11 protein-coding genes are annotated in these 12,366 nt (G+C 71.8%); 9 read left to right on the top strand and 2 right to left on the bottom strand.

Annotated elements, in window-relative coordinates; genetic code table 11:
• The first annotated feature begins 162 nt into the window (after window positions 1-162).
• The 8 genes from dapA (at window position 163) to AC1DV7_RS12445 (ending at window position 7,526) form a co-directional block, all read left to right on the top strand.
• Window positions 163-1,074: a 4-hydroxy-tetrahydrodipicolinate synthase gene (dapA, locus tag AC1DV7_RS12480; protein WP_477597454.1), complete on the top strand. Its 912-nt coding sequence runs from the start codon at window positions 163-165 to the stop codon at window positions 1,072-1,074.
• Window positions 1,075-1,284: 210 nt separating this feature from the next.
• On the top strand, window positions 1,285-1,557 hold the full coding sequence (locus AC1DV7_RS12475) for a DUF2277 domain-containing protein (RefSeq protein WP_477597453.1): 273 nt from the start codon (window positions 1,285-1,287) through the stop codon (window positions 1,555-1,557).
• 147 nt (window positions 1,558-1,704) lie between these two features.
• Window positions 1,705-2,673: an ABC transporter ATP-binding protein gene (locus AC1DV7_RS12470; protein WP_477597452.1), complete on the top strand. Its 969-nt coding sequence runs from the start codon at window positions 1,705-1,707 to the stop codon at window positions 2,671-2,673.
• Entirely contained in the window at window positions 2,670-3,569 is a 900-nt protein-coding gene (locus tag AC1DV7_RS12465; protein WP_477597451.1) for a hypothetical protein, read from the top strand. The genes AC1DV7_RS12470 and AC1DV7_RS12465 overlap by 4 nt, the downstream gene beginning before the upstream one ends.
• The gene (locus tag AC1DV7_RS12460; RefSeq protein ID WP_477597450.1) at window positions 3,566-4,483 is read left to right on the top strand and encodes an ABC transporter ATP-binding protein; all 918 of its coding nucleotides are present in this window, start codon (window positions 3,566-3,568) and stop codon (window positions 4,481-4,483) included. The genes AC1DV7_RS12465 and AC1DV7_RS12460 overlap by 4 nt, the downstream gene beginning before the upstream one ends.
• A gap of 3 nt (window positions 4,484-4,486) precedes the next feature.
• A complete protein-coding gene (locus tag AC1DV7_RS12455; protein WP_477597449.1) occupies window positions 4,487-5,194 on the top strand; it encodes an ABC transporter permease in 708 nt (235 codons plus the stop codon).
• Window positions 5,195-5,336: 142 nt separating this feature from the next.
• Window positions 5,337-6,809, top strand: coding sequence for a DHA2 family efflux MFS transporter permease subunit (locus tag AC1DV7_RS12450; RefSeq protein WP_477597448.1), 1,473 nt, complete (start codon window positions 5,337-5,339; stop codon window positions 6,807-6,809).
• A 27-nt stretch (window positions 6,810-6,836) separates the two neighbouring features.
• Window positions 6,837-7,526, top strand: coding sequence for a DNA alkylation repair protein (locus AC1DV7_RS12445; protein WP_477597447.1), 690 nt, complete (start codon window positions 6,837-6,839; stop codon window positions 7,524-7,526).
• Here the strand turns inward: AC1DV7_RS12445 and AC1DV7_RS12440 are convergent.
• Both AC1DV7_RS12440 and AC1DV7_RS12435 read right to left on the bottom strand, forming a co-directional pair.
• Complete coding sequence (locus tag AC1DV7_RS12440; RefSeq protein ID WP_477597446.1) at window positions 7,513-8,712, bottom strand: MFS transporter; 1,200 nt, start codon at window positions 8,710-8,712, stop codon at window positions 7,513-7,515. The two genes, AC1DV7_RS12445 and AC1DV7_RS12440, sit on opposite strands and share 14 nt — an antisense overlap.
• A complete protein-coding gene (locus AC1DV7_RS12435; RefSeq protein ID WP_477597445.1) occupies window positions 8,705-9,517 on the bottom strand; it encodes a PIG-L family deacetylase in 813 nt (270 codons plus the stop codon). Before AC1DV7_RS12435 ends, AC1DV7_RS12440 begins: the two co-directional genes overlap by 8 nt.
• Window positions 9,518-9,705: 188 nt before the next feature.
• On the opposite strand from AC1DV7_RS12435, the gene AC1DV7_RS12430 reads away from it, so the two are divergent.
• On the top strand, window positions 9,706-12,183 hold the full coding sequence (locus tag AC1DV7_RS12430; RefSeq protein ID WP_477597444.1) for a glycoside hydrolase family 3 protein: 2,478 nt from the start codon (window positions 9,706-9,708) through the stop codon (window positions 12,181-12,183).
• Window positions 12,184-12,366 lie beyond the last annotated feature (183 nt).

Here is a 12,366-nt window from a genome sequence, read left to right as displayed (position 1 = left end):
ACTTTCCCAAGTCGCGGAGCTTCCAGGAGACGCCGGTTCCGAAGCCTTGTGTCGGAGCCACGGTTCCAGTACCAAGTCACGAGCGACGAGTGCGCGAAATCTCAAGTCCCAGTGCGGGTTTCAGCGACCGCGACTGTGAGACACCACCAACGAGGAGTGCGAGTGACCATCACCGGACAGGCCGTGGGCGGGGTTCTCCTGCCGCTGGTGACCCCGTTCGAGGACGGGGAGGTCGACACGGCGTCACTGTCGCGACTCCTCGACAGGTACCGGACGTCAGGGATCAACGGCGTGGTGCTGGCCGGCACCACCGGGGAGTCGCCGACCTTGTCGCGCGGCGAGGTCGAGCGCGTGGTGAACCACGTGGCGATGACGCTGGACGGGTCCCTCCCGATCTACCTGGGCGTTACCGGCAACGACACCAGGTCCGTCGCCACAGACGTCGCGGGGCACCACCGGCTCCCCGTGGACGGCTACCTGGTGACCGCTCCCTACTACAACCGCCCCAGCCAGGCGGGGCTCGGCGCCCACTTCGACGCCGTGGCGGAGCAGACCGACCGGGGCATCATCGTCTACAACATCCCGTACCGGACCGGCGTCAACCTCTCCAACACCACGCTGCTCGCACTGGCCGACCGACACGCGAACATCGTCGGCGTCAAGGACTCCTCGGGCGAGATCAAGCAGAGCCTCGAGCTGATCCGCGAGGGTGCTGGACGCCTGGCCGTCATGACCGGCGAGGACCACCTCTTCTTCCTGTGCGTCGCCTTGGGCGGAGCCGGCGGCGTCCTCGCTGCAGCCCACGTGGTGCCAGAGCTGTTCGTCAAGGTCTTCGCAGATCTCACCGCTGGACGTCGTGACGAGGCGTTGAGCACCTGGAACCAGCTCAGCCCCTGGATCCCGCTCCTGTTCGACGAGCCCAACCCGGTTCCCCTCAAGGCATGGCTTGCCAGCCAGGGCCTGATCTCGTCACCGGAAAGCCGCCCGCCCCTGACCCCCGTCACCCCCGAGCTGCTGGCATCCATGCGCGACCGGCTCCCGCGGGACCAGTTCTCGCGCGACCACGTGGGCTGAGAGCCCGGCGTTCGAATCGGGGGTGTGGAAAGGCTGTGGACAAGGTGTGCGCAACGCCCGGGTCACTTGTGCACAGCCGGGGGATAAGCCTGTGGATTTCGCGACGGCCCGTCGCGCTGCAAGCCTCTGACCTGCACAGACGTCGTCCACTGGATGTGGACTCAGGAAAGGTTCGGGCGTGTCCAACTTGTCCGACGTAGCCTGACGGACATGTGCCGAAACATTCGTCAGCTCCACAACTTTGAGCCGCCGGCCACCAGCGACGAGGTCCGGGCCGCGGCCCTGCAGTACGTCCGCAAGGTCAGCGGCAGCACCAGGCCCAGCGCCGCCAACCAGGCCGCGTTCGACGAGGCCGTCGCCGAGGTCGCGCACGCCACCCAGCACCTGCTCGAGCACCTCACCACCAGCGCGCCCCCCAAGGACCGCGAGGTCGAGGCCATCAAGGCTCGCGCCCGCGCGCAGGCGCGCTACGGCGCGGCCTGAGCCACCCGCCATACGGGGGCGCCGCAGGGGTATGCCGTGTGGGCGCCGCGTCCGCGAACGGCGGCGACCCGGGGTTGTCCCTGATCTCCCCCGGACCTTCACACAACCTGCACCTATTGCCAGCACACCGCGGCTAGCGTGACGGGCGTGGAACCAGTCGTGCGCACGCAGGGACTCACCAAGGACTACGGTCCGGTGCTGGCCCTCGACGCGCTGACGGTCGACATCCTGCCGGGGATCACCGGCCTGGTGGGCGCCAACGGAGCCGGCAAGTCCACGCTCCTGAAGATCCTGCTCGGCCTCATCCCGCCGACGACCGGCCACGCCGAGGTCCTCGGGCACGACATCGCCACCGAGGGCGGCGCCATCCGTGCCGCTGTGGGCTACCTGCCCGAGCACGACTGCCTGCCGCCCGACGTGAGCGCCAGCGACTTCGTCGTCCACCTCGCGATGATGTCCGGGCTGCCGCGGGTCGCCGCCCGCGAGCGCGCCGCCGAGGTGCTGCGCCACGTCGGCCTGGCCGAGGAGCGCTATCGGCCGATGGGTGGCTACTCCACCGGCATGCGCCAGAAGGCCAAGCTCGCGCAGGCGCTCGCCCACGACCCGCGCCTCGTCCTGCTCGACGAACCCACCAACGGCCTCGACCCGGCGGCCCGCGACGAGATGCTGGGGCTGGTGCAGCGGATCGGCCGCGACTTCGGCATCGCGGTCATCGTCACGTCGCACCTGCTCGGCGAGCTCGAGCGGGTGAGCGACAACGTCGTGGTCCTCGACGGTGGACGGCTGCTGCAGGCCCGCAGCACCGACGAGTTCCTCGACCTCACCGGCGCCCTGCTGGTCGAGGTCCTCGGTGACGACGCGCAGGCGCGGATGGCGGCCGCCCTGGCCGACGCCGGGGTCGCGGTCACCCCGCGCGGGGCGATGCTCGTGGTCGACGGGGCGGGGGGCACGGACGTGCACGACCTGATCCGTGACACCGCGACTGACCTCGGGCTCGGGCTGGTCCGGGTGCAGGCCGACCACCACCGCATCGAGGACGTCTTCGCCGAGCAGGAGCCGGCTGCGGCGTCCGCGCCGGCAAGCGAGCCCGCAGCCGTCGGGGGTGAGTCCCGATGACGGACCCGACCACGGCCACGCCCGCCGGCAGCAGCGTCATCCACGACCTCGGCTACCGCCCCTACACCGGACCCCGCCTGGGCGAGCAGGCCATTGCGCGGGCCCTGGTGCTCACAGGCTTCCGCAACACCTTCGGCCTCGGGCGGTCGGCCAAGTCCAAGGTGCTGCCCTTCATCCTGTTGGCCCTCAACGTCTTCCCCGCGGTGATCATGGTCGGCGTCCTGGTCCTGACCGGGGCCGATGAGCTCCCCATCGGCTACGCCCAGTACGCCTCGGTCACGCAGGTCATCCTCGGCATCTTCGTCGCCGCGCAGGCCCCCGTGATGTTCTCCCGCGACCTGCGGCACGGGTCCATCGCGCTCTACCTCGCCCGCCCGCTGCGGTCCGGGACGTACGCCCTCGCCCGATGGACCTCGCTGCTGCTCGCGACGCTGGTCTTCCTGTTGCTGCCGATCCTGCTCATGTTCGTCTTCGCGCTGCTGGCGGGGCTGGACGTGAGCGACCAGGTCGATGCGACGGCCCGCGCCGTCGGGGTCGCCGTGCTGCTCGCCCTCAGCCTGACCGGCGTCGCAGGGCTCATCGCGAGCTGGAGCACCCGGCGAGGCTTCGCGGTGGTCGCCACGATCGCGGTGCTGCTCATCGGCAACGGCATCGTCATGGCGGTGCAGGGCATCTCCGGCGAGGAGGGCAGGACCGACATCGGAGAGGTGGCCGGGCTCTTCTCCCCGTACTCGCTGTACCGGGGCGTCGCCCACGCGTTCGCCGACGGCGAGATGCCGATGGCCCCGCCGACAGGTACGGGCATGCAGGCGGCCTACGTGCTCGTGTTCCTGGCCATCTCGGCCGCTTGTGTGGGCGGCCTGCTCTGGCGCTACCGCAAGGTGGCCTCCGGGTGAGCACCATCACGCTCGACACGGTCTCCCGCTGGTACGGCAACGTCGTGGCAGTCAACGGCATCTCGATGACCGTCGGCCCCGGCATCACCGGGCTGCTCGGACCCAACGGAGCCGGGAAGACCACCCTCATCGCGATGATGGCCGGGTTCCTGGCGCCCTCGGCCGGGACCGTCACGATCGAAGGTCAGACCATCTGGCGCAACACCGGCGTCTACCGCGCGATCGGGCTGGTGCCCGAGCGAGAGGTGAGCTTCGGGTACCTCACCGGGCGACAGTTCGTGCGCGCCAACGCCGAGCTGCAGGGACTCCCCGACCCCGGCGCCGCCGCCGAGCGGGCGCTGGCCGTCGTCGAGATGACCGAGCCCGCAGGTCGCCGGATCGGCACGTACTCCAAGGGCATGCGGCAACGGGTCAAGCTCGCCTCGGCCCTGGTCCACGACCCTGCGGTCCTGCTGCTCGACGAGCCGTTCAACGGCGTCGACCCACGGCAGCGCCTGCACCTGATGACGTTGCTGCGCGAGATGGGCGCCGAGGGGCGCACGGTGCTGTTCAGCTCGCACATCCTCGAGGAGGTCGAGCAGGTGGCCCGCCAGATCGAGGTCGTCGTGTCGGGCCGGCACGCGGCATCCGGTGACTTCGGCCAGATCCGCCGGCTCATGACGGACCGTCCCGTGCAGTACGTCGTGACCAGCGACGACGACCGCGCCCTGGCCAGCGCGCTGATCGCCGAGCCGTCCGTGGTCGGGGTCTCGCTGGGTGCTCCCGCAGCAGGGCTCGCGGTCTCGGTCTCCGACTTCGGGGCGTTCGCGGTGCGCCTGCCCCGCCTGGCGCGCGACCAGGGCATCCGGGTGCTCGAGCTGCGGCCGACCGACGAGTCGCTCGAGAGCGTGTTCGCCTATCTGGTGGGGGGCTGAGCGGTGAACCAGACCATCGTCCGACTGTCCGCGCAGGCGCTGTTCGGCCGCCGGCGCGGGATCGTCCTCCTGCTCGTGCCGGGGCTGACCATGGCGCTGGCCGTGATGGTCCGGCTGCTCACCGACCAGGGCTCCGGTTACGACGAGGTCGTGGGCATCGGCTTCACGCTGGGGCTGCCGATCGTCGCGCTGCTCGCCGCCGCAGCCGTGCTCGGCCCCGAGATCGACGACGGCTCGGTCGTCTACCTGCTCTCCAAGCCGGTAAGCCGGCACGTCGTCGCGATCAGCAAGTACGCCACCGCCTGGGCGGCCACTGCCGCGCTCGGTGCCCTGCCGCTGCTGGTCACCGGGCTCGTCCTCGACTCCTCCGACCCCCGCCGCGCGCTCGCCTGGGCCGGCGGCGCCCTGCTGGCGGGCACGGCATACAGCGCCTTGTTCCTCGGCCTCGCCGCGCTCACCCGGCACGCCGTCGTGATCGGGCTGCTGTTCGCCCTCCTGTGGGAGGGCCTGCTCGGAAACCTCCTCGAGGGGATCCGCTGGCTGGCGATCGGCGCGTGGGGCCGGGGGCTGGCAGCCGAGATCAGCCCGCACGTCACCGGTGCGACCACCGGGCTGGCCTACCCGATCGTCGCGGGCGCCATCCTGACCCTGGCCGCCGTGTGGTTCACGGGGGACCGGCTCCGCTCGTTCACCCTGCGCGGCGACGAGTAGGGCAGATTCGCTGCTGGGAAAAGGGTTTGAGGGCTGTCAGTGCCGACCGTGAGAATGGCGGACGCCCACCACCGATGAGTTCCGGCGCCGACCCGGGTCTGACGGTGTGAGACCAGTTCCTCCCACTCCGAAGGACCCACCCATGACTCAAGCCACGGCCACCACGGTCGACACAGCTGAGGGAGCCCCCGCCGTCAACGTCACCAGCGTCCTGCGGCTGCTGGTGCTCGCCACGTTCGTCGTGATCCTCAACGAGACGATCATGGTCAACGCCATCCCGCGGCTGATGCGCGAGTTCGCCGTCCCAGCCACGAGCGCCCAGTGGCTCTCGACCGCGTTCATGCTGACGATGGCGGTCGTCATCCCCGCGACCGGCTGGTTCCTGCAGCGCGTGACGACACGGACCGCCTACGCCCTGGCCATGGGGCTCTTCCTCACCGGCACGGCCCTTGCCGCCGCTGCCCCGGCGTTCTCCGTGCTGCTGGTCGCCCGCGTCATCCAGGCCAGCGGCACCGCCGTCATGATGCCGCTGCTCATGACCACCCTGATGACGCTGGTCCCGGTGCACGAGCGGGGCAAGGTCATGGGCAACGTCATGCTCGCGATGTCCGTGGCACCGGCCCTCGGCCCGGCCGTCTCGGGGCTGCTCCTCGAGCTCGGGTCGTGGCGGCTGATCTTCGTCGTCGTCCTGCCCATCGCCGGGGCGGTGACGGCCCTCGGCCTGCGCGAGCTGGTCAACATCGGCGAGCCCCGGGCCAGCCGCATCGACTCCTCGAGCGTCGTGCTCTCGGCCGTCGGGTTCGGCGCCCTGGTCTACGGACTGAGTGGTCTCGGCGAGGGCTCGCGCGGCACGCACACCGTGCCCCCGGCGCTGGTCACCGTCCTCGGTGTGGTCGCCATCGCCGCGTTCGCCTGGCGCCAGCTGCGGCTGCAGCGTGACGGCGCTCCCCTGCTCGACCTGCGAACCCTGGCCTTCGCCCCGTTCACCATCGCGCTGGGCGTCATGTGCCTGGCCTTCATGGCGATGATGGGCGCGATGATCCTGCTACCGCTCTATCTGCAGGACGTCCTGCAGCTGAGCACCCTGTCGACGGGTCTGCTGCTCATGCCCGGCGGGCTGGCCATGGGTCTGCTCGGGCCGCGGGTGGGCGCGCTCTACGACCGGCTCGGTGCCCCGCGCCTGGTCGTCCCGGGCGCGGTCGTGATGATGGTCGACCTGGCGCTGTTCACCCAGGTCGGGCCGCACACGTCGCCCTGGCTGGTCCTGGCGGGTCACGTGGTGCTCATGGCGGCGCTGGCCTTCATCTTCACGCCGGTGTTCACCTCCGGGCTGTCCGTGCTGCCCCCACACCTCTACTCCCACGGCAGCGCGATCCTCGGGTCACTGCAGCAGGTCGCCGCTGCAGCCGGCACGGCGATCGTCGTCAGCGTCATGGCGGGCCGGGCTGCCGCTGCCGCCGCCGACGGTCGGACCCCGCTCGACTCGCTCAGCTCAGGCATCGCCTGGGGGTTCGGGGTGGGTGCAGCCCTCTGCGTGGCCGTCGTCGCCGTCGCCCTGGCAGTCCGCACCCCGGCGCTGCCGGAGGGCGCTGAGGACGTCCCCGGGCACCACTGACCAGCCGCGACAGGCATGCTGGCTCCCGTGACACACCCCGTCGTGCCTGCGATCAGGTCTGCCCTGGCCGGCGCGGGGGACCCCGAGCGCGCTGCCGCACAGCAGGCCTACATGAAGTCTGCGATGCCCTACCGAGGCATCACCTCCCCCGAGCTCAAGGTCCTGCTGCGCCCGCTGCTCGCCGACCCCGACCTGCAACCTGCCACGCGCGACGAGTGGGAAGGGGCGGTGCGCGAGCTGTGGGACGAGGCCACCCACCGCGAGGAGAGGTATGCCGCGACGGCCCTCACCGGGCACCGCGCCTACCGCGCGTGGCAGGACCCCGAGACCGTGCCGTTGTACCGCCACCTGGTGGTGACCGGCGCCTGGTGGGACCACGTCGACGAGGTCGCCAGCAACCGGATCGGCCCGATCCTGTTGACCCACAAGGCAGAGGTCACGCCGGTCGTCGAGCAGTGGATCGAGCACGAGGACCTCTGGCTCCGGCGGACCTCGATCATCTGCCAGCTGACCTTCAAGGACCGCACCGACCTCGGCCTCCTGCGAGCCGCCATCGAGCCGAACCTCGAGGACCCCAGCTTCTGGATCCGCAAGGCGATCGGGTGGGCCCTGCGACAGCACGCGCGCACCGACGCCGACTGGGTGCGGGCGACCGTGGCCGAGTACGACGGCAGGATGAGCGGGCTGAGCCGGCGGGAGGCGCTCAAGCACCTCTGAGGGCGGGGTCGTCGACACCCCGGCTGACGACCGTGCGAGCGATCGTGAGCGCCACGAGCGAGGCGGCAGCAGCCATGAGGAACGTTCCCCCGATCCGCCCCGAGTCCGACAACGCCCCGGCCGCCGCAGCACCCACGGACGAGCCGACGAGGAACGCGGAGATCAGCCAGGCGAACGCCTCGGTCGTCGTGCCCGGGGGCGCGAGCCGGTCGACGAGCTGGAAGACGCAGGTCAGCACCGGGGGCAACCCGACCCCGCTCGCCACGGTGAGCAAGCCCGTCACCCACACGGCCGACGGGACGGTGGCCAGCGCGGCATACGTCACGACGAGCACCCCCAGCCCGAGCAGCAGGTCACGACGCGGGTCGCGGTGCGGCGCGCGCGGGCTGTAGGCCACGCCGCCGACCAAGGCGCCGAGGGCGTTGGCGGCCACCAACCACGGCGCCAGCCCGCGGTCGCCGGCCTCCTCGGCGTAGGCGACCAGCGCCACCGCGGGCACCCCGACCGTCAGGCCCACCATGACGATCGACGCGTAGAGCACGCACAGCCGCCGCGAGCGCAGCGGCCCGAGCCAGTGCCGGTCCTCGTGGACGGGTGGGACCCAGGCACCGGACGCGCGTGAGGCGACGAACCACGCCGTGCCGGCCATCCCCACCACCCCGGCCGCGACGAGGCCGCCGCCGCTGCCGCCGAGCTGCGCGACCAGCACGACGAGCGGGCCGAGGACGAAGATCAGCTCTTGCGCGGCGGCATCGAGCGCGAAGGCCGAGGGCACCTGCCGGGGCGAGAGGACCGAGGGCCACAGGGTGCGCAACGCCGGCTCGAGCGGTGGGGTCGCGAGGCCAGCGACGAGCGCCACCACGAGGGCCGCCCGCGCGGGCGCCCACGGCAGCACCGCGAGCGCCGCTGACGAGACCACGCCACCGAGGACGAGCGCTGCGCGCTGTCCGCGCAGGTCCATGACCCGCGACAGGGCCGGTCCGCCGAGGCAGCAGCCGAGGGAGTATGCGGCCGTGAGCAGGCCCGCCCTGCCGTAGCCACTGCCGGTGTCGCGGGCGAAGAGGACGAGTGCGAGCGGCACCATGCCGTTCGGGAGGCGGCCGACGAGGGCGGAGAGGAGCAGTCGAGCCACCTGCGGGAGGCGCAGCAGGGCGCCGGGCCCCAGTGCCGTGGCCGGCTCAGCCACCGAACGGCCAGCCGACCTGCATCGTCGGGTGCTGCTCCTTGTCGATGCCGGGCTCGACGTAGTGCTCGCGGCCGAAGAACATCGCGAAGAACTCCGGTGGCATCGAGAGCATGCCCTCGATGTCCGTGGCCTGGCTGCGATGAGCCTCGAGCGAGGCCCGTCGCTGGGTCAGGAACGCGCTGGTGTCGACCTGCCAGGTGATGTCGGCCTCGGGAGTGCCCAGCGGGTTGCCGTCGTCCATGGGGCTGTCGGGGTCGAAGGCCTGGTCCTCTGCGCCCGCGGCCACCGCAGCCTGGAACACGCCGCGCACGATGTCGCGGTTCATGGTCGACTCCAGCAGCCGCGGGCGCCGGGCGGCGAGGTCGGCTGCACGGTGGACGACGGCGTGGACCTTGACGTGGTCGGGGTGGCCGTAGCCGCCGTGCCAGTCGTACCCGACGAGGACGTCGGCACGCTCCTCGTCGAGGATCGCGGCGAGCCGGCTCGCTGCCTCGTCGACGTCGGCGACGTGGAAGGCGTTCTCGTGCGAGTTCTGCTCCCACCCGGTCATGCCGGAGTCGGCGTAGCCCAGCCAGGCGATCCGCTGCACGCCCAGGGCATCCGCGCTGGCCTGCGCCTCCCGCCGGCGCCACTCGACCAGCGTCTCACCCTCCGGGAGCCCGACAGCCGGCAGCTCGCCGTGGTCCCCGTTGGTGGCGAACACCGTGACGACGCGGTGCCCCTCGCTGACGGCCCGGGCCATGGCTCCCGCGGTCTGCGAGGCCTCGTCGTCGGGGTGGGCGTGGAGGAAGACGATGGTGGACACGTCGCCATCATGCCAACCAGCGGCGACGGCGGCATGAACCGGACGGACCCCACCGGGGACACGACGCACCGAGGCGACCCCACCGCATACCCGGGCGCCCGGGCGCGCCCAGTCCCCACTCGTCTCGGATGGCGAAATAGTTAGGTGTATCTATTTACGCAATCGCACCCGAGGTCGACACTGGCTCAGTGACCTCCACAGACTTCTCCGCCCTGATCGCCCAGCTCGACCTCGAGACCAAGGTCCGGCTGCTCACCGGAGCCACCTCGTTCACGCTGCACGGCGAGGACTCGATCGGCCTGGCGCCGATGGCGTTCTCGGACGGCCCCACCGGGGTGCGCGGCCTGAAGTTCACCGGCGGTGACCACGTGGCGCTGTTCCCCAACGCCACCCTGCTCGCCAGCGCGTGGAGCGAGGAGACCGCCCGCGAGGTCGGCGAGATGCTCGCCGAGGAGGCGGAGCGCCAGCAGATCCACGTGGTGCTCGGCCCGACCATCAACCTGCACCGGTCCCCGCTGGGCGGGCGGCTGTTCGAGGCCTACTCCGAGGACCCGCTGCTGACCGGCCGCCTCGCCGCGGCCTACGTCCAGGGGTTGCAGGCCAAGGGAATCGGCGCCTGCCTCAAGCACCTCGTGGCCAACGAGTCCGAGACCCTTCGCAACTACATGAACTCCGTCGTCGCCGAGGACGTGCTGCGAGAGGTCTACCTCCTGCCGTTCGAGATCGCCGTCGAGGAGTCGCAGCCCTGGTCGATCATGGCGGCCTACAACGACGTCAACGGCGTCGCGGCCACCGAGCAGGGTCACGTCAACAACGAGGTGGTCAAGGGTGAGTGGGGCTGGGACGGCCTGCTCATGAGCGACTGGTTCGCGACCAAGACCTCGGCACCGGCCGCCCTCGGTGGGCTCGACCTCGTCATGCCCGGCCCGGACGGACCCTGGGGCGAGGCGCTCGTCGCCGACGTGCGCTCCGGCGCCGTGGACGAGTCCGTCATCGACGAGCACCTCACCCGGCTGCTCCTGCTCGCCGAGCGGGTGGGCGCCCTCGGCGGTCCCGAGGCGCACCGCGCCTGGCCGACGGACTCCCTGGCTGCCGATGCCCCCGAGCGCCGGGCGCAGCTGCGGCGGCTGGCCACGGATGGCATGGTCGTCCTGCGCAACGAGGCCGACGTCCTGCCGTTGACGACGACCGGGTCGGTCGCCCTCATCGGACGCCACGGGGTCGACACCGTCTGCATGGGTGGTGGCTCGGCACAGGTGAACCCGCCCCACCAGGTCTCGATCGCGCAGGGACTGCGCGAGCAGCTCGGTGACCGACTGACCGTCGTCGACGGCGTCGAGGTCCGCGAGCGCCCGCTGCCGGCGCTCGCCACGGCCATCCGCGACCCGCACACGGGCGAGCCCGGGCTGCACGTGGAGCACGTCGACGCCGAGGGTGTCGTCATGCTGGCCGAGCACTCCGGCGACAGCCAGGTGACGACCGGCTGGGACGACACCCTGCCGCGTCCGACCGAGCAGCTGCGGCTGTCGGCGACCTTGGTCGAGGGCGGCCCCGTGCGCGTCGGCGTCAGCGGCACCGGCACCTGGCGCGTGACCGTCGACGGCACCGAGGTCGGCGCCGTCGAGCTGGCCGCCGAGGGCGCCGACCCGGGCGAGTCGATGCTGAAGCCGCCGGTGTGGTGGACCGACACGGAGGCCCCCGCCGGGGCCCTGGTCGAGGCGGTCCTCACCGTCGTCCGCACCGAGGCTCAGCCGGGTCCCGACGGCAAGATCAGCACGCTGTCGCACGCGATCGCCTCCGGCATGGGCATCAAGGCCCTCGTGGCCGGCCCGGTCCCGGCGCCGGTCGAGCAGACCCTCGACGCCGTGACCGAGGCAGCACGAGCGGCCGAGTTCGCCGTGGTCGTCGTCGGCCTCACCCCCGAACAGGAGACCGAGGGCACCGACAAGACCACCCTCGCGCTGCCCGGCGAGCAGGACGCCATGGTCCGCGCCGTCGCCGCGGTGGCCCAGCGCACCGTCGTGGTGGTCAACGCCTCGACCCCCGTCCTCATGCCGTGGGCCGAGGACGTCGACGCCATCCTCGTCGTGGGTCTGCCCGGCCAGGAGGGGGGCGACGCCGTCGCCGACGCGCTCCTCGGGCTGCGCGAGCCAGCAGGACGCCTCGTCACCACGTGGCCGGTCGCCGACGAGGCCGTCCCTGCCTGGGTCGTCGAGCCGACCGACCTGCAGCTCGAGTACACCGACGGGTCGTTCATCGGCTACCGCGGCTTCCACGCGGGCCGGGCCGACGCGCCCGCGTACTGGCTGGGAGCCGGCGAAGGCTACGGCGCCTGGGACTACGAGCGCGCCGAGCTCGTGGGCCCCACGGACGGTGCCGCGCCGACCGTGTCGGTCACGGTCCGCAACACCAGCGTCCGCGACTCCCGTGAGCTGGTGCAGGTCTACCTGCAGCCCATCGAGACCGACCAGCCCGTACGGCTCGTCGGCTGGACCACCGTCGACGTCCCTGCCGGTGAGTCACAGACGGTCGAGGTGACGACGGACCCGCGCATGTGGCGCCGCTGGGACACCGCGGCCGACGCCTGGGCGAGCCTGGCCGCCGGCGGCGAGCTGCTCGTCGCGCGCGGCCTGGGCGACATCCGGCACCGCCTGCCCCTGTCCTGACCGACCAGCAACCCGGCGACTTCGTCTACACAATGCCGCATCCGTCCCCCAACAACGGGGGCGGATGCGGCTTTGCGGATACAAAGTCGCAGAGAGGGAGGAGCTGGTGAGCACACGGCATACAGTCGGGCTCATGGCGACCGACCCGGCGACCCGCACCGCGAGCGCACCCCGTCGCGGGCG

Source organism: Pedococcus sp. P2_E4, assembly GCF_056403935.1.
The sequence above is the reverse complement of the archived record's forward strand: the minus strand, read 5'-3'. Positions and strand labels throughout refer to the sequence as shown.

What these genes read in the sequence shown, in the direction of transcription:
- AC1DV7_RS12475 (WP_477597453.1), top strand. Translation starts at nt 1,285, where the DNA reads ATGTGCCGAAACATTCGTCAGCTCCACAACTTTGAGCCGCCGGCCACC.
- AC1DV7_RS12465 (WP_477597451.1), top strand. Translation starts at nt 2,670, where the DNA reads ATGACGGACCCGACCACGGCCACGCCCGCCGGCAGCAGCGTCATCCAC.
- AC1DV7_RS12450 (WP_477597448.1), top strand. Translation starts at nt 5,337, where the DNA reads ATGACTCAAGCCACGGCCACCACGGTCGACACAGCTGAGGGAGCCCCC.